Source organism: Caballeronia sp. LZ033, assembly GCF_031451265.1.
Classification (GTDB): domain Bacteria; phylum Pseudomonadota; class Gammaproteobacteria; order Burkholderiales; family Burkholderiaceae; genus Caballeronia.
In genome coordinates, this window is sequence record NZ_JARUXQ010000002.1 from 656715 (window position 1) to 673839 (window position 17125).

The window sequence follows — 17125 nt, forward strand, 5'->3', positions numbered from 1 at the left end:
AGGTTCTCCTGGCCGTTGCCGGCCAGAGCAGGGTTGCTCGAACATCTGCGGCGCCGGGGCCGGACAGGCCCCGGCCAGATGGAGATCAGAGACCCCACTTCTTCACGACGGCGTCGATCCGGCCGTCGGCCTTGACCTTGGCAATGGCGGCGTTGAGCTTCGCGACGCGCTCCGGATGACCCTTCTGCACCGCAATGCCGATCTGCCCCGGCATCACGGGCTTGTAGCTGGTGACGAGACGCGTGTTGTTGAAGCCGCCGTGCGAGACCTGGTAGGCGAGGATCGGATAGTCGGCGACGGCGGCATCCACGCGGCCGGTGTTGGTGTCGCGCAGCAGATCCTGGAGCGTTTCATAGACCTTCACTTCGGCGAACAGGCCGGAGTCCTGCATCGCCTTCAGGAACGGCGTGCCGATCTGCGCGCCCACCACCTTGCCCTTCAGGTCCGCGAAGCTCACGTAGTTCTTCGTGTCGGACTTCGGCACGATCAGGCCTTCGCCGTACTGGTAGACGGGGTCGGTGAAATCGACCACTTTCTGGCGGTCCGGCGTGATGAACATCGCGGCGGCGACAGCATCGATCTTGCCGGTGGTGAGCGACGGAATCAGCGCCGACCACGCCAGCGGCACGGTGGTGACGTTATCGCCCGCTTCCTTGCCGACCAGGCTCATGATGTCCACCATGACGCCGGTGATGGTGTCGGTCTTCGTATCGAGGTACGTGAACGGTACGCCCGTGGGCGTGGAGCCCACTTTCAGCGTCTCGGCGCCTGCCGTGCCGCTCAGGGTGACTCCCGCTACCATCGCGATACCCGCGAAAAATCCAAGCCAGTTCCTCATTGCGAAGCTCCCCTTTTGAAGTGGTCGTTACCGTGATGTCGCTTGCCGCAATCAGATTTCATGCGGCTTTCGGTATACATTAAACACGTCAAAAAAGCATAACAAGCTTAAATTTCGGGTTTTTCGTCGGTATTTTTCCGTTTGGACAGATTTTCGGTATGCTGAACCGATGGGCAATGCCGGCTGGCGGCCCGAGCGACAGAGAGGATGAAGATGTCGGACGACGACGTGATTGCCGAAGGCGCGGCCAACGGGCCGTTGCGTGGCAGCGTGTACGGCAGCATCAAGGCCGGGATCCTGGAGATGCGCCTGCTGGCGGGCGCGCCGCTACAGGAAGTGGAGCTGGCCTCGCACTACGGCGTGAGCCGCACGCCGGTGCGCGAGGCGTTGCGGCAATTGCTCGACGAAGGCTTCGTCGAGCGCAAGGGGCGCTTTTATCAGGTGAAGGACCTGACGCCCAGTGACGTCCGTGACCTGTACGAGGTCCGCGAGAGTCTCGAAACCACGGCGGTGCGGCTATGCGTCGAGCGCGCCGACGATTCCATCCTCGACCGGCTGCGGGAAACCATCGCCGGGCAGGTGGAGGCGTTGGCGGCAAATGACCGGCAACGCTTCTCGGTATACGACTCGGCCTTTCATCTGACGCTCGCGGAAGGCGCGGGCAACGGGTTGCTGTTGCAGCAGTTGACGGCCATCCACGAAAAGATCCGCCTGACGCGCGGCCGCGAATACGACGTGCCCAACTGGCTCAAGTATTCCATCGACGAACACTCGCGCGTGCTGAGCGCGCTGGAACGTCGCGATGCCACCATCGGCATCGCGGAGATGACGTATCACATTCGCAGCGTGGTCGATCTGCACTTCGGGACGCGGCGGCGCAAGGATTGAACGCGACTGCCGCGCGGTGTGCGGCAGTGAGTCCATGCCTCAACGCGCTTCCACGCTCACCTGCGGCGCATGCGAACGCGAGCGGACGATCGCCGCCACCAGCAGCGCGCCCAGCACGAGCCCGCCCGCCACGACGAACAACGCGGTATCGGTGCGTCCGGTGAGGTCCTTCAGATAACCGATCATGTACGGCGAGACGAAGCCCGCGAGATTGCCGATCGAGTTGATCATCGCAATGCCCGCCGCCGCCGTGACGCCGGTCAGGAACGCGGTCGGCAGGCTCCAGAACAGCGCGGGAATCGACAGCACGCCCATGTTGGCGATACACAGCGCAACGAGGCCGAGGACCGGCTGCGTCTGCCACAGCACGCACAGCGAGAAGCCGACCGCCGCCATCGCGAACGCCACGATGAGATGCCATTTGCGTTCATTGTGCCGGTCCGCGCTGTAGCCGAAGGCCAGCATGCTGACGATGGCGCACACGCCCGGAATCGCCGTCATCACGCCGATGGTGAACGCATCCTTCACGCCCATCTTCTGCACCAGCGTCGGCATCCAGAAGCTGATGGCGTAGAGGCCCATGTTGTAGACGAAGTAGATCACGACTAGCGCCCAGATGCGCCCGTTGCCGAGCAGCGCCGTGAAACCGTGGCCGAGCTTGTCGCGGTTCTCCGTGGCGAGCAGGCCAGTCAGGTGCGCCTTCTCCGGCTCCGACAGCCACTTCACCCGGCCAATGTCCTCGCTCATGCGGAAGAAGATATAAATGCCGAGCAGCACGGTGGGCAGGCCTTCGACGAGGATCAGCCATTGCCAGCCGCGCAGGCCGCCAAGTCCCGACATGAAGCCGAGAATCGACCCCGACACCAGCCCGCCGATCACCCCCGACGAAGCCAGCGCGATATAGAACACGCCCCAGGCGCGGCCGCGTCGCGCGGACGGGTACCACTGGCTCATGTAGTAGATCGCGCCCGGAATGAAGCCCGCTTCGGCGAGACCGAGCAGGAAACGCATGATGTAGAACTGCGTGGGCGTGCGCACGAAGATCGACGCGCACGACAGCAGTCCCCACGTCACCATGATGCGCGAGATCCAGCGCCGCGCGCCCACCTTGTGCAGGATCACGTTGCTCGGCACTTCAAGCAAAAAATAGCCGACGAAGAAGATGCCCGCGCCGAAGCCATAGACGGCGTCGCTGAAGCTCAGGTCGCTCGCCATTTGCAGCTTGGCGAAGCCCACGTTCACGCGGTTCAGATAAGAAAAGAAAAACCCGAGCATCAAAACCGGAAGGATCCGTATCGATATTTTCCGGAACAGCGCGTTTTCGTCGATGGTCTGCATTGCTTGTCTCGTAATGTTTTTTTCGGAACGAATCAGGGTCAGTCGATGCGGTAAAAGCGTTTCGCCGTGCCGGCGAACAGCTGGCGCAGTTGCGTTTCGTCGGCTCGCGGAACGGCCGCGAGCACATCGGCGACGATCTCCGTCATCGTCGCCGACAGATTGCCCACCGGCAGGTTGCTCGCGAACATCGAGCGGTCATAGCCGAACAGCTCCACGGCTTCGCGGATCACGCGGCGGTTGCTCGCGCTGTCCCACGTGCCGTTCGGCAGGCCGAGTTCCGACACCTTCAGGAACACGTTCGGGCAGGCCGCGAGCGCTTCCATCCCCGTGCGCCAGATCGCGATGCCTTCCTCCGAGCGGTCGAGCGGCAGGCCCAGGTGATTCGTGACGATCGGCGTATCGGGGAAGGCCCGCGCCACCGCCGCGGCTTCCTCCAGATGCCAGTACGGCACGCGCAAATCCCACGAGAAGCCGTACTTGCCGAGCAGGGCGAGGCCGCGCAGCCAGGCGTCGTCCTGCATCGTGCCGGGACGGCCCTGCACCGAATCGCCCGGGCCCGCCGAGATCTCCGGCTTCGAGCGCACGCCGCGCATCAGCGGGCTTTTGGCATGGCCCGCGAGAATCGCATCGCAATCCGGCTGCACAAAGAACACATGACCGACGATCGCGCTCGGCAGCCCGGTCTTGGCGTTCAGTTGCGTGAGCCATTCGGTTTCGCGCACCTGTTCCTTGCGCGAACGTTCCGCTTCCACGTGCACCGTGCCGATCACGTCGAAGCCCGCCGTCGCGCGGTGATATTGCTCGGGCAGGAAGTCGCTGCACATCTGGCGGTAGTCGCCGAGGAAGAAGCTGTCGTCGTATTCGTCGGTGAGCCACGGAAACGTGCCGTCCGACAGATCCCAGAAATGGTGATGCGCGTCGAAGATCGGCAATGTGAAGCCGAGCGCGTTGTCGGTCCGGGTGGTCATGCGGAAGTCCTTTGAGTGATCAGGAAGCCAGTCCGAGCGGGCGATACACACGCTCGGCCGTGTCATGGAAAAACGCCCGCTGCTGCGTCTGCGGCCACGCGCGCACGAGTTGCATGAAACCGTCCAGCAGGCCGTCGAGCGAAATGAACATGCCGTCGACCGGAAAGTTGCTGCCGAACATCAGCCGCTCCGCGCCGAACAGCGCATGCAGCGTATCGATGACCGGCTGGTTCGCCGCCACGCTCCACGGCTGGCCGCGCTCGCACAAGCCCGACACCTTCACGGAGACATTCGGCAGCGCGGCGAGCGCGGCCATCGCGTCGCCCCAGCCGCGCAGCGTGTCCGGCGCGCGGTCGCCCGGCACGCCAGAGTGATTCACGATCAGCAGCGTTTCAGGAAAGTCGCGGGCGAGGCGCGCGGCCTCGTGCATCTGGGTCCACGGCGCCTGTAATTCAAAATGCAATCCGTGTTGCGCGAGTTGCGCATAGCCGCGCCGCCAGCGTGCGTCGGACATCAGCGTGCGGCCCGCGTCATCCGGCGCGCCCGGCTTGTGGCGCATGCTGCGCACGCGCTCGAAGGCGGACTGTGCGGCGAGCAAGGTTTCGGTGTCGTCGCGATCGAGCCACGCCTGCGCGGCGATCGCATTGGGCCGTCCGCTCGATGCCGCCAGTTGCGACACATAGCGCGTCTCGCCGAGCGGATCGGCCGGGTCCCACTCCGCTTCGACATACACGCTGCCGACCACGTCGTGACCGGCGGCATCGCGCAGATAGTCGGCCGGCAGATAGGTGCGCTTGATCGCCGAGTAGTCGCCGTAGCGGTGCGGCACCAGCGTGTCGCCCGCGAGCCACGGATAGTGATTCGCTTCGAGATCCCAGAAGTGCTGATGGGCGTCGATGATCGGGCCGTCGTAGAGCGTCGTCATGCGCGCTCTCCGGCTTTGCCGCCGCCGAAGTCGATCAGCAAAGAGCCGACCAGATACGCGAACGCCGCGGCGGCGAAGAACAGGATGACGGCGTTGAAGCCGCCGGTGGCATCGACGAGCACGCCGACGACGATCGGCACCACGATGGCGCCGCCCGTGCCCGCGAAGTTCATCACGCCGCCGACGAGGCCGACCTGTTCGCGCGGCGCGAGCATCGCGGGAATCAGCCAGTAGAGGCCGCCCCACAGATGAAAGAACACGCCGAGCGACAGCAGCGCGACCGCATAACGGATATCCGACACGAAGGGCAGCGCAAGCAGGCAGACGAGCGACATGCCGCCCGACAGGCCGAACAGGATCCGGAACGCCACCTTGCGCGAGAAGCGCTTCTGCAGCCAGTCGGCGGTCACGCCCGACAGCACTTCGCCGATGGCGCCTGCCAGGAAGATCAGGAAGGTGGCGAAGCCCATGCTGCGGATATCGAGACCGCGTCCGGCGGAGAGATAGTTCGGGCCCCAGGTCACGAGGCCGAAGAACACCATCGCCCAGCCGATCCGGCCGACCACCATCGCCGCAATCGTGGCGCGCGACAGCGGTTCCTTCTTCGCGCGGGGCGCTTCGCCGGCGGCGAGTTTTTGCGCGCGGATATAGGCGGCTTCGCTTTCATCGAGTCCGGGATGCTGCTCCGGCGTCTCGCGCAGCAGCCGATACACCACCAGACCGAACACGATGGTCAGCCCGCCGACGATCAGGAAGGCCGTGCGCCACGAGCCCGTGAACGCGAGCAGCGCGCTGATCGCCAGCCCGCCGATGGCCGAACCGAGCGGCGCGCCGCTGTCGATCAGCGTGACGCCACGCGCGCGTTCCGCGGGCGGCAGCCACGCGGCCGTGAGTTTGGTCGCGGCGGGCATGTAGGGCGCTTCGAACACGCCGAGGCCGATGCGCGACAGCAGCAGCGTCACGCCATTCACCGCGAAGGCCGCGAGACACTGAAAGCCGCCCCACAGCACCGCCGCAATGCCGATCATGCGGCGTCCGCCGAAGCGGTCGGCGGCCCAGCCGGCGGGAATCTGGAACGTGCTGTAGGTCCAGAAGAACGCCGACAGGATCAGCCCCTGCATGGTCGCGGCGAGATGGAACTCGTGCACGATGGTCGGCATCGCGATGGACAGCGACATCCGGTCGACGCAGTTGATCGTGTAGAGCACGAACAGCAGCAGCACCATGCGCCAGCGCGTGGTGGACGCGAGCGAGCGGATCGATCCGGACGAAGCCGCGACGGGACTTTCGGTTTGCATGTCTCTTCTCTCTTATTGGTGATTCGAGTGCATCAACGCTCAGTGCGCCGGGTTGCGCTGCCATGCCGCGTACAGCGCCGAGCCGTCGAGATCCAGCGCGGCGAGCGGCACCTGTTCGCCCTTCGCGACATCGGCGAGCAGGCGCTTGTTGGCCGCCAGATAGAACGGCGCGGCGCCGCCGGCCTTGGCCGTATCGACGAGCAGGGGCGTCGCGCCTTCGATGGTGTGGTGATGGCCGCCCATCGTCAGCGTCTCGCCCGCCTTGAAGTCGCGTTCCGCGCGCGCCACCATGCGCGCGTGCGGCCGTTGCGCGGCGCTGCCCGTCGGCTGGCCGAGCAGCACGGCGGAGAACAGGCTCATCGGGGTTTCCAGGCCCATCAGGTGATAGGGCAGGTAGATGCACGCGTAGCGTCCGCTCTTGCCGACCACGTGGCCCTTTTGCTTCAGCAATTGCCAGGTTTCGTCGTCCTTGCAGCGCACGACGACGAACACGCCGCCGCCAAAGCTGACATCGTCCGGACGGCGCAGGCAGTTGAAGACATCGACCACGCCGGTGCGCTCCAGGATGCCGCCGTCTTCCTTCGGCACGAAGATGTCCGCCAGTTCGTTGATGCGCGCGAGCGGATAGTTCAGCGCGTCGGCGGCGGGCAGCAGGCCGGTGGAATTCGCGACCACGTTCAGCTCGCAATAGTCGGGCGTCGCGCTCTGCGGCAGCATTGCAAGCGCCTGGCTGCGTGCGGCGAGCGTCGCGGAGATGTCGTCGCCGAGCGCCCAGCACGCATCCAGCGACACCGTGTGACGCTGCTCCAGATAGTCGACGCTGTGCGCGGCCGGATCGTAGATGTAGTCGTATTCGCTCGACTTGCCCGCCGCCACCACGTCGAAGCCAAGCACCCGCGCCCACGTGACGAGGCCGATCAGGTTGCTCGGCTGGTCGCCGTCGGGCGTCGTGTAGACGACCTTGCTCTCCAGCGCCAGTTGATTCAGATACGGTCCGACGACCGAATCGGTTTCCTTGGTCGCCATCGCGACGTGCACGCCGCGCCGCAGCGCGTTCTCCGCGATCCGCACGCTCACTTCGGGATGGCCGGTCGCCTCGACGACGATGTCGAGTTCCACGCCGTCGAGCAGCCGGTAATCGGCGACGAGCGCAATGCGGCTTGCCGCGCGCGCGGTGCGGACATCGGCGGCATCGTTGCAGACGGCGACCGCGCTGGCGTCGAAGCCGAGCGAGGCGAGAGCGGCGAGCGTGCCGTCCACGTCCAGGTCGCACAGCGCGGCGATCTCGATGCCCGGCAGCACGCGGCATTGCACCAGCAGCGAGCGGCCGAAGCCGCCCTTCGGCCCGACGAGCGCCATGCGGATCGTGCGGCTGCCGAGCGACTGGAAGAGATGTTCGTAATTCATGTGTGTTCGTCCTTGGGCGAGCGGGAGTGTGCTGTGCCGCACATTCCGGCGGATGACGGCCTGGAAGCGGCGGTCGTTTTCAGGTTGAGCGGTCTGCCTTGCGATCTGGCGCGGTATACCAATGAGAGGGCGTGGCGACCTGATGGAGACAATCTGTCGCAGCGCCCGGAAATCGGGCGGAAAGCTATATCAGATAAGGCTTTCGGAGGTCTCCGGGCGTGGCTTCATCCCTGTTTCATTCTTGTTCGCGACAACGCTTCATCTGCTTTTGCATGATGAAACGGCTGGTTTGGTATACCAAAATTTATCCGGAGGTCATGATCCGGTCAAGTGCGGGATAACACCATGGAGAGCAAAAGGCTTGCGCGGCTGTCGTCGCTCATCCCGCGCTGGTAAAGTGGCATACCGAAAGCGCCGACGATGCATTTCGGCCAAGAAGGATCGCCCCCATGATGGATTCCGAAGACGACACCGAAGCTTTAGAGAACGGCGAAGCGCCCGACGAACTGCTGTCGATGCAGATCGCGCAGCGGCTGCGCACGCTCATCGCCACCGACGAACTCAAGCCCGGCGAGCGCCTGCGCGAGCGCACGCTGGCCGAGCGGCTCGACGTATCGCGCACGCCGCTGCGCGAGGCGCTGAAGGAGCTGGCGAGCGATGGATTAGTGGTCGTGCTGCCGAAACGCGGCGCGGTCGTGGCGGATCTTGGAGCGGCGCAAATCGCCGAGAAGCTGGACGTGCTGGGGGTGATCGAGGCGTTCGGCGGGGAGGCGGCCTGCCGGATGGCGAGCGGCGAGGAGATCGCCGAAATACGCGCGCTGCATCATGAAATGCATGCGGCGTACGAGCGGCGCGACCGGATGAACTACTTCCGGCTCAATCAGGCGATCCATACGAGCATCATCGCGGCGGCGAAGAACGCGACGCTCAGGGAGGTCCACGAGCGCCTGAACCGGCAGTTGTACCGCTACCGGTTCCAGGGCAGCGTGACGTCGGAGACGTGGCATACCGCCATTGACGAACATGAGGTCATCATTCGCCTGCTGACGGCCCGCGATGGCGCGAAGCTCGGCGAGTTCCTGCGCCGGCATGTGCACAGCACGTGGGAGCAACTGTCGCCGCACGATACGGAGCCGGCCTCCGCCGCGGAACACGAGGCGCAGTAACCGGCTCTTTCGTGCTTTCGTGCTTTCGTGCTTTCGTGTGTCAGACGACTTCGTTCAGCGCCCTCTCGAAGCGGGCCACGGCGCCCGCCACATCATGCAGTTTGTCGAGGCCGAACAGGCCGATGCGGAAGGTCTTGAAATCCGCCGGCTCGTCGCACTGGAGCGGCACGCCCGCCGCGATCTGCACGCCCGCATCGGCGAACTTCTTGCCGGAACGGATGCCGTCGTCGTCCGTGTAGCAGACCACGACGCCCGGCGCTTCAAAACCCTTCGCCGCCACGCTCCTGAAGCCCTTGTCGGCCAGCACGGCCCGGATGCGCTGGCCCAGGTCCAGCTGCTCGGCCTTCACCTTGTCGAAGCCGTAGGCTTCGGTTTCCTTGATGACGTCGCGCAGGATCGCGAGGCTGTCGGTGGGCATCGTGGCGTGGTACGCGAAGCCATTGTTCTCGTAGGCTTCCATGATCTGCAGCCACTTGCGCAGATCGCAGGCGAAACTCGTACTGGTGGTCCCGTCGATACGCTCGCGAGCCAGCGCGCTCAGCATGACCAGCCCGCAGCACGGCGACGCGCTCCAGCCTTTCTGCGGCGCGCTGATAAGCACGTCGACGCCGCTTGCCTGCATGTCCACCCAGACCGTGCCCGAGGCGATGCAGTCCAGCACGAACATGCCGCCCACTTCGTGCACGGCGTCCGCCACGGCGCGCAGATAGTCTTCGGGCAAGATGATCCCGGCGGCGGTTTCCACATGCGGCGCGAAGACCAGATCCGGCTTGTGTTCGCGGATCGCCGCGACGACTTCTTCGATGGGCGCCGGTGCATACGCGGCCTGACGTCCCGCTTCGACCGGACGCGCCTTCAGCACCACGGATTCGGACGGGATGCCGCCCATGTCGAAGATCTGCGTCCAGCGGAAGCTGAACCAGCCGTTGCGGATGACGAGACACTTCTGGTTCGTGGCGAACTGTCGGGCCACGGCTTCCATGCCAAACGTGCCGCTGCCGGGCACGATCGCGACGGCATGCGCGTTATAGACTTTCTTCAGACCGGCGGAGAGATCGCGCATGACGCCCTGGAACAGCTGCGACATGTGGTTGATCGACCGGTCGGTGTAGACGACCGAATATTCGAGGAGCCCCTCGCGGTCGACATCAGGGAGTAACGCTGGCACGCTCGCCTCCTGCACTTGGGGAAAAGGGGTGAAGAACGATTCTAACGAAAGCCGCCCGATGACGCGTCGCGCGCTCCGTGTCGCTCCGCGTGTTGTTCAGCGCCATTCAGCGTCGTCCGCTCGACTTCGACAGCGCCTCGCGAAAGGTTTCGACCAGCCGGTTGTCCTCGCCCGCGCGCGTGAGCATGACGAGCTTGGTCCGCAAGTCGAGATCGGCGACGGGAATGAAGCGGACGTCGCGCCGGTTGTTCTTCGAGGTCGAGCGGCCGACGAGTGTCGCGCCCAGTCCCGCGCCCACCAGCGCGAGCGCCGTATGAATCTCGATGGCTTCGTGGGCCACGCGCGGAGCCCCGCCCGCGCGCTTGAGCGCGGTCAGCAACTGCTGGCCGAACGGACTGCGCTCATCCTTGGGATAGTGGATGAACGGCAGGCGGGACAGTTCCGCCGCCGTCACCGAGCGCTGTTTCGCCAGCGGATCGCCGGCCGGCACTGCCGCGACGAACGGTTCGTCGAGCACCACGGCGCAGTCGAGATCCAGACCCGGTTCCAGCGGCCCGATGAAGCGCGAGATGCCGACATCGATCCGCCCCTGACGCAAGCGTTCGGGCTGGTATTCGGACAGCGCCTCGACCAGATCCAGATGCACGTCCGGGCAGCTCTGGCGAAAGCGCCGCACCGCGGCCGGCAGCACCGAATAAGACACCGAGCGCACGAAACCGATACCCAGCCAGCCGCGCTGCCCCGAAGCAATGCCGCGCGCTTCGTCGTCGAGCCTGCCGGCGTGGGACAGCAATTCCTTCGCACGCGGATAGAAGTATTTGCCGAGCGACGTGAGTTCCATTGGGCGGCGCGAGCGGTCGAACAGTTCGCCGCCGAGATGCGCTTCGAGTTGCGCAAGCTGCATGCTGATGGCCGTCGGCGCGACGTGGAGCGCGTCCGCCGCGCTGGTCGCGCTGCCGGCTTCGACCACCGCGCAGAAGTACCGGACCTGACGTAGATTCATTTTTATTGAGCCTAAGCTCAGAAATCGATGTTTGATAGCGGAGAAACTTTATCTAAAACTGTCGCTGCGATCAAACTTCCGAACTTCCAATCAAGCGACATGAGCAGTCAAGAGACATCCGCCGATCTCATCGCGGCGCTGCGCGCACTCGGCAGCGCTACCGTCTACGAAGCCCAGGGCGCGCATGGCGCGCTCGACAGCGGCATCAAGCCCATTCATCCGTCGATGTGCATGGCCGGCCCGGCAGTGACCGTCGATACCCGTCCCGGCGACAACCTGATGCTGCACTACGCGATGCTGAAGGTGAAACCCGGCGACGTGCTCGTCGTCGACGCCAAGGGCTTTCTCGAAGCCGGCCCATGGGGCGACGTGTTCACCGAACTCGCGCTGCACAAGGGCCTCGCGGGACTCGTGATCCATGGCGCGGTGCGCGATGCGCGCAGCATCATCGACATGGGATTTCCGGTGTTCAGCCGTGGCTTGAGCATCAAGGGCACGGGCAAGAACCAGCCGGGCCGCGTGAACGTGCCGGTGTGCATCGGCGATGTAGCGATCCAGCCGGGCGATATCGTCGTGGGCGACATCGATGGCGTGGTCATCGTGCCGAAGCATGACGTCGAACGCGTGGTGCAGGTCAGCCGTGCGCGCGAGGAAAAGGAGAGCGTGTTCCGGCAACGGATTCGCGAGGGCGCGAGCACCGTCGAACTGCTGGGATTGCAGGACACGCTGGAGCGGCTCGGCCTTCAATGATCGCGCCTGTTTGAGAAAGAACTCGACAAGAACCGCATAAAAGCCGCCAGGATGGAGCGAGACAACATGAAAGAATCAACCGGAATGCCCGCGATGAACACCGTCGCCGCCACGGCGCGTCCGACACGCTATCGCTGGGTCGTCGCCACGCTGTTCTTCCTGATCTACACGGTAGCCGCCGCCGATCGCGCGAACCTCGGCATCGCCTTGCCGTTCCTGCGGCGCGAGTTCGCGATGAGCAACGCGGAAGCCGGCGCGCTCGTCAGCGTGTTCCTCATCGCCTATGCGTGCGCGCAGTTGCCTTCGGCGTGGATCGTGTCGCGTTTCGGCGTGCGCCGCACGCTGCCCATCTCGATGATCCTCACATCAGTAGCCACTGCGCTCACCGGCGTCGTGGGCTCGCTGTTCGCGCTCAAGATGTGCCGGCTCGCGCTCGGCTTCGCGGAAGGCCCGTTGCCGCTGGGCATTGCCGCGACCATCAATCGCTGGTTCCCGGCGAAGGAGAAGGGCACGGCATCCGGCCTGTTTCTTTCGGCGGTGAAGTTCGGTCCGGTGATCACGCCGATCATCGGCGCGGCGGTCATTTCGCTGTGGGGCTGGCAGGCGATCTTCATCGTGTTCGCGGTGCCGGGCGTGCTGTTCTCGCTGGTGTGGTGGCTGATGGTGGCCGACCGTCCGTCCGACAGCCGCGCAGTCAATCAGGCCGAGCGCGATTTGATCGATACGGCCAGTCCCGGCACGCCTTCCGCGACGCAGATCGAACGCACCCGCGCGATGCCCTTGCTCGACCGCCTGACACGCGTGCGCAGCGAGAAGCCGCTGGAGACGAGCCGCGCCGTGGCCACCTCATGGAACATCTATGGCTGTGCGTTGGGCTACTGCTGCCAGCTCGGCATTTCGAGCGTGCTGCTCGCGTGGATCCCCACCTATCTGCTCAACGTGAAGCACTTCAGCGTCGCGGGGATGGGCTTCGTGGCCGCCGCGCCGTGGGTGGGCGCGGTGTTCGGCAACATCGCGGGCGGGCTGCTCTCGGACCGCGCGCTCGGCAAGCGGCGCAAGCCCGGCATGATGTTCTCCGCCATCGCGACCGCCGTCATGATGGTTGCGCTCATCAAGTCGCCGGCATCGCCCGTCGTGTACGGCTTCCTGATCTTCATGACGGGCGTGACGTTGAGCATCGGCTTTTCGGCGTACATGGTGTATCCGACTTCGTTCGTATCGCGGGAGAAGTTTCCGCTGGCGAACGCCATCGTCAACATGGGCGGACAACTCGGCGGCGCGGCGACGCCGTTCATCGCAGGGCTGCTGCTCGATCACTTCGGCTGGAACTACGTGTTCGGCTTCATGTCGGCCATTTCGGCGCTGACCTTCATCATCCTGCTGACGATCTCGGAACCGCTCGAGGTCGAGCCTGTGCGTCAATCTCGATGAAAGGCATCACCCATTGATTGGACTGATTGCGATGCCGCGCCTAACATGTGCCGGACATCGGCAATCATCATCGTGTTGACCGCTCACGGCATGCAAGCACACAAACCATCCCGAAGACTCAAGCCCATCCTCAGCCTCGATGACTTCGAGCCCGCCGCCCAGCGCTTCCTGCCGCGGCCGGTGTTCGGCTATATCGCCGGGGCGGCGGAGACCAACGCATCGCTCGCACAGAACCGCCTGAGCTTTCAGGACTATGACTTCGTGCCGAACGTGCTCGTCGATGTATCGAAGCGCTCATCGCAGGTCGAACTCTTCGGCGTCCGCTATGCATCGCCATTCGGCCTTGCGCCGTTCGGCCTGGCCGCGCTGTCCGCGTACCGGGGCGATATCGTGCTCGCGCGCGCGGCGCAGCAGGCCAACGTGCCGATGATCATGAGCGGTTCGTCGCTGATCCGTCTGGAAGACGTCGCAAGCGTGGCGCAAGGAACCTGGTTCCAGGCCTATCTGCCGGGACAGACCGCGCAGATCACGCAACTGATCGACCGTGTGCGCGCGGCGGGCTTCGGGACGCTCGTCATCACGGTGGATACGCCGGTCGCGGCCAATCGCGAGAACAACATCCGCACCGGTTTCTCGACGCCCTTGCGGCCGACAGTGCGTCTCGCGTGGGACGGCGTGACGCATCCTGCTTGGCTGCTGGGCACCTTCCTCAAGACAGTGCTGAAGCACGGCATGCCGCACTTCGAGAACAACTACGCCACGCGCGGCGCGCCCATTCTTTCGCCGAGCGTGTTGCGCGATTTCTCCGATCGCGGCCACTTCACGTGGGATCACCTCGCGATGATCCGGCAGATGTGGAAGGGGCCGCTGGTGGTGAAGGGCATCCTCAACCGGCATGAGGCCGCGAGGGCCTGCCAGACCGGCGCGGACGGCATCATCGTGTCCAATCATGGCGGACGGCAACTCGACGGCAGCGTGGCGCCGTTGCGCGTGCTGCCCGGCATCGTGGACGTGTGCCGGGACGTGCCGGTGATGATCGACAGCGGCGTGCGGCGCGGCACCGATGTGCTGAAGTGCCTCGCGCTCGGCGCGAAGCTGGCGTTCGTGGGGCGGCCCTTCGCGTATGCGTCGGCGATTGCGGGCGAGGCGGGCGTGCAGCATGGCATCCGCTTGCTCGCCGATGAAGTGTCGCGCGACATGGGCATGCTCGGCATCACGTCGCTCGATCAGCTGGATGCCTCGTTCCTGATGCAGAAGTCGTTCACGGTGCCCGTGTCCGTGCCCGGGCGGCATCCGACTGATCAGGCGGTAGCGCGCTGAACGGTTCGTTGTCGGCCGAGATGGAGGGTCACCACGCTGAGGATGACGAGCACGAACGCCGTCAACTCCAGCCAGCCGAACCGCTCTCCGACCGCCCAGCCGATCACCAGCGCAACCGCCGGCGCGAGATAGGTTGCGGCGGACGAAGCAACGGCGCCGAAGCGCTCCAGCAGGTAGTAGTACAGGAAGAACGACACACCGGTCCCCAGCACGCCGCCTCCTATCACAAGCGCCACGGCGGCAAACGGATCGTTGAGCAAGTGGCTGATGCCGTTGAAGTCCGTGACGGCCGCGAGCACGAGCACGGCGATGCCCATCTGCCAGGTCGCGAGTGCGAGCGGCGGCAAGCCCAGCGGCGTCAGGAAGACGCGCACATAGACGTAGGAGAGCCCTAGCACCATCGAGCTCGTCAGAAGCCACAGCACGCCTGTCAAGTCGATGGTTCCACCGGCGCCTTCCCAAGGCCGCGCGATCAGCGTAATGCCGAGGAAGCCCAGCAGCACGCCGAAGGTCATCGTGCTGTTGAGCTTCTCGCTTCTCAGGAACAGCGCGGAGAAGATCGCGGTGAACAGCGTGGCGGCATTCCCGAGCACGGCGGCCATGCCGGAGGGAAGCAGCGCCGTACCCCGCGTGATCGCGACATAGTAGAACGCCGTGGCGAGCACGCCCATCACGCAGTAGTGATGCAGATGACGCAACTGACGCCGCTCGATGACCTTCGTGCGCCACGCGACGAACGCCAGCGGCAGAAAGCCGAACAGCACGCGCACGAAGGCAATCTGCATCGGCGTGATGGATGACGCGGCCCACTTCATATAGATGAAGTTGGAACCCCAGAACAGACCCAGCAAAACCAACGCAATCCGCGCCATTCTCATGATGGCTGCTTCACTGAAGCCGTCATTGCTGGAGCCATTCCTTGAGCTTCTCCGGATGCGCGTCGACGAACTTCTTCGCTGCGGCATTCCAGTCGTTCGAGGCATTGCCGTCGAGTTCGATCTGCTCGACCTCGGCGAGCGTCAGCTTGTAATGCTTGATGAAGGTATTGGCGCGCGGAAACTTCGTCGCGAACTGTTTCGAACCGAAGCCGCGAATCTGCTCATCGCCGCCCAGCACGCCCTTGGGATCCTTCAGATAACGCATCTTGTACTTCTGCCATAACCAGTGCGGGCTCCACACCGTCGCGACGATCCAGTTCTTCGCCGGATACGCACGCGAGATGGCCGTGAGCATGCCGGCCTCGCTTGCGCGGATCAGGTTATAGCCCGCGAGATCGTATTCCTTGAGCGCCTTCTCCGACGCCACCATCTCGCCCGCACCCGGTTCGATGCCCTGGATCGTGCTGTTGAGCTTGGTCTTGACTTCCGGCTTGTTCAGGTCGGCGATGGAGGCCACTTCGCTCTCGGGCACATAGTCGGGCACGGCCCAGCCAATCTTCGCACCCGTGTAGATCACGCCGAGATCGTCCATCTCGTCCTTGAAGCGCGCGTAATAGGCCGCGTGCGTCACGGGGAGCCACGCGCCCAGCATCAGGTCGACGTCGCCGCGCGCCACGCCCTGGAACTGGATGCCCAGATCGGCGACGATCAGCGTCACCGGCTGATTCAGCTTGGTTTCGAGCACGTACTTGGCGGTATAGGTCACCGCCTGGGTATCGGCCCAGTTGGCCAGTGAGATCTTGAGCGGATCGGCGGCGCTGGCCGTCATTGCGAACGCGGCGGTGGACACCGCGATGCCAGCCTGGAGAACGAAACGTACGAGCGTGGACTTCTTCATGTGAAGCTCCCGGAGTTCTTGCCGCGACGAAGAAACTGGATCGATCTGCTGATTGATGGAATACCCTGATTAGTGCTCTGAAAGCGCTTGCCAACGCGATGGGGCTTGAGTATTCGAGTGCATTAAAGGGCTGTCAACGTGATTTGAAGTTGTGACGCCATTACTTCAGGTTATGCGAAACGCGCCGGATGAAGCTTCAGCCCTCGAAGTTTCTGCGCGCATAGAAGCGCTGCATCTCGTGTTCTTGCGGACGGACGCCGGTGAATACTTCGACGAAGGCGGGGATGCGTTTCATGCGCGTCTCGAACGATTCCTCCGCCCGCATCGCGGCATAGCCCACTTGCGTGAGATAGGTGGTGCGGGCGCGCACGTCGGCGACATCGGCGTCGTAGCCGAAGCGCACGAAGGTCGCGGTCAGGACATCGATGCGCAGTGCATCGTCTTTCTGAATGAGGCGCGTGATCTCGGGCGACTGCTGCGCCCAGTTGCGGATGGCCGCTTCGAAGCGGGTGTCGAACAAGGAGTCGTCGAACCAGCAGTCGAAGATATTCAGCATCGCCTCGCAGATGCTGTCCGCATAGGCCTCGTTGCGCGTGACCCAGTTGCCCGTGTTCTTTTCTTCCCAGCGCGCGACCAGCGCGTTCAGCAATTCGTCGCGGTCGCGGAAGAACCAGTAGAAGCTCGTGCGCGCGAGATTCAGCTTCTTGGCCAGCGGCAGGATGCGCACCGCTTCCACCCCGCCTTCCAGCAGGCTTTCGTAGGCGCAATCTAGCCACATGTCGGCCGAGCCGCGCACGGTATCGACGGTCTGATCCATGGCATTCCCTTTCTTTCTTGCTTGCGTGCGAT

General features: G+C 64.4%; 16 protein-coding genes. 5 read left to right on the forward strand and 11 right to left on the reverse strand.

Annotation, left to right across the window (positions count from 1 at the left end; all coding sequences use genetic code 11):
* Nucleotides 1–85: 85 nt before the first annotated feature.
* Entirely contained in the window at nt 86–838 is a 753-nt protein-coding gene (locus QCE62_RS18485; RefSeq protein WP_309921410.1) for an ABC transporter substrate-binding protein, read from the reverse strand.
* A 207-nt stretch (nt 839–1045) separates the two neighbouring features.
* Between QCE62_RS18485 and QCE62_RS18490 the strand changes: the two genes are divergently transcribed.
* On the forward strand, nt 1046–1726 hold the full coding sequence (locus QCE62_RS18490) for a GntR family transcriptional regulator (RefSeq protein ID WP_309921413.1): 681 nt from the start codon (nt 1046–1048) through the stop codon (nt 1724–1726).
* 39 nt (nt 1727–1765) lie between these two features.
* On the opposite strand, the gene QCE62_RS18495 is transcribed toward QCE62_RS18490, so the two are convergent.
* From QCE62_RS18495 to QCE62_RS18515, 5 genes are read right to left on the reverse strand one after another with little or no spacing between them, the layout of a single operon-like run.
* On the reverse strand, nt 1766–3064 hold the full coding sequence (locus QCE62_RS18495) for an MFS transporter (protein WP_309921416.1): 1299 nt from the start codon (nt 3062–3064) through the stop codon (nt 1766–1768).
* Between the two features lie 38 nt (nt 3065–3102).
* Nucleotides 3103–4032 carry an amidohydrolase family protein gene (locus tag QCE62_RS18500; RefSeq protein WP_309921419.1) on the reverse strand — a complete coding sequence of 310 codons (930 nt, stop codon included), beginning with the start codon at nt 4030–4032 and terminating at the stop codon, nt 3103–3105.
* 19 nt (nt 4033–4051) lie between these two features.
* Entirely contained in the window at nt 4052–4957 is a 906-nt protein-coding gene (locus tag QCE62_RS18505; protein ID WP_309921421.1) for an amidohydrolase family protein, read from the reverse strand.
* Complete coding sequence (locus QCE62_RS18510) at nt 4954–6255, reverse strand: MFS transporter (protein ID WP_309921425.1); 1302 nt, start codon at nt 6253–6255, stop codon at nt 4954–4956. Before QCE62_RS18510 ends, QCE62_RS18505 begins: the two co-directional genes overlap by 4 nt.
* Before the next feature lie 39 nt (nt 6256–6294).
* Entirely contained in the window at nt 6295–7662 is a 1368-nt protein-coding gene (locus QCE62_RS18515; protein WP_309921428.1) for a homoserine dehydrogenase, read from the reverse strand.
* Nucleotides 7663–8111: 449 nt separating this feature from the next.
* Here QCE62_RS18515 and QCE62_RS18520 point away from each other — a divergent pair, with 449 nt between their 5' ends.
* Nucleotides 8112–8828, forward strand: coding sequence for a GntR family transcriptional regulator (locus QCE62_RS18520; protein ID WP_309921431.1), 717 nt, complete (start codon nt 8112–8114; stop codon nt 8826–8828).
* Between the two features lie 40 nt (nt 8829–8868).
* Here QCE62_RS18520 and QCE62_RS18525 read toward each other — a convergent pair whose 3' ends face one another.
* Both QCE62_RS18525 and QCE62_RS18530 read right to left on the reverse strand, forming a co-directional pair.
* Complete coding sequence (locus QCE62_RS18525; RefSeq protein WP_309921433.1) at nt 8869–9996, reverse strand: aminotransferase class V-fold PLP-dependent enzyme; 1128 nt, start codon at nt 9994–9996, stop codon at nt 8869–8871.
* Nucleotides 9997–10102: 106 nt separating this feature from the next.
* The gene (locus QCE62_RS18530; protein ID WP_309921436.1) at nt 10103–10999 is read right to left on the reverse strand and encodes a LysR family transcriptional regulator; all 897 of its coding nucleotides are present in this window, start codon (nt 10997–10999) and stop codon (nt 10103–10105) included.
* Nucleotides 11000–11098: 99 nt separating this feature from the next.
* On the opposite strand from QCE62_RS18530, the gene QCE62_RS18535 reads away from it, so the two are divergent.
* The 3 genes from QCE62_RS18535 to QCE62_RS18545 all read left to right on the forward strand — a co-directional run bounded on the left by QCE62_RS18535 (nt 11099) and on the right by QCE62_RS18545 (nt 14500).
* A complete protein-coding gene (locus tag QCE62_RS18535; RefSeq protein ID WP_309921438.1) occupies nt 11099–11749 on the forward strand; it encodes a 4-carboxy-4-hydroxy-2-oxoadipate aldolase/oxaloacetate decarboxylase in 651 nt (216 codons plus the stop codon).
* 66 nt (nt 11750–11815) lie between these two features.
* Nucleotides 11816–13180 (forward strand): MFS transporter, encoded by a 1365-nt coding sequence (locus QCE62_RS18540; protein WP_309921441.1) that lies wholly within the window; start codon nt 11816–11818, stop codon nt 13178–13180.
* Nucleotides 13181–13270: 90 nt separating this feature from the next.
* The gene (locus QCE62_RS18545) at nt 13271–14500 is read left to right on the forward strand and encodes an alpha-hydroxy acid oxidase (RefSeq protein ID WP_309921443.1); all 1230 of its coding nucleotides are present in this window, start codon (nt 13271–13273) and stop codon (nt 14498–14500) included.
* Here the strand turns inward: QCE62_RS18545 and QCE62_RS18550 are convergent.
* The 3 genes from QCE62_RS18550 to QCE62_RS18560 all read right to left on the reverse strand — a co-directional run bounded on the left by QCE62_RS18550 (nt 14482) and on the right by QCE62_RS18560 (nt 17093).
* Nucleotides 14482–15378, reverse strand: a complete 897-nt coding sequence (locus QCE62_RS18550; RefSeq protein ID WP_309921446.1) for a DMT family transporter — start codon at nt 15376–15378, stop codon at nt 14482–14484. The genes QCE62_RS18545 and QCE62_RS18550 overlap by 19 nt on opposite strands.
* Nucleotides 15379–15400: 22 nt before the next feature.
* Nucleotides 15401–16276: a glycine betaine ABC transporter substrate-binding protein gene (locus tag QCE62_RS18555; RefSeq protein WP_309921450.1), complete on the reverse strand. Its 876-nt coding sequence runs from the start codon at nt 16274–16276 to the stop codon at nt 15401–15403.
* Nucleotides 16277–16472: 196 nt separating this feature from the next.
* Entirely contained in the window at nt 16473–17093 is a 621-nt protein-coding gene (locus QCE62_RS18560) for a TetR/AcrR family transcriptional regulator (RefSeq protein WP_309814004.1), read from the reverse strand.
* Between the last annotated feature and the right edge of the window lie 32 nt (nt 17094–17125).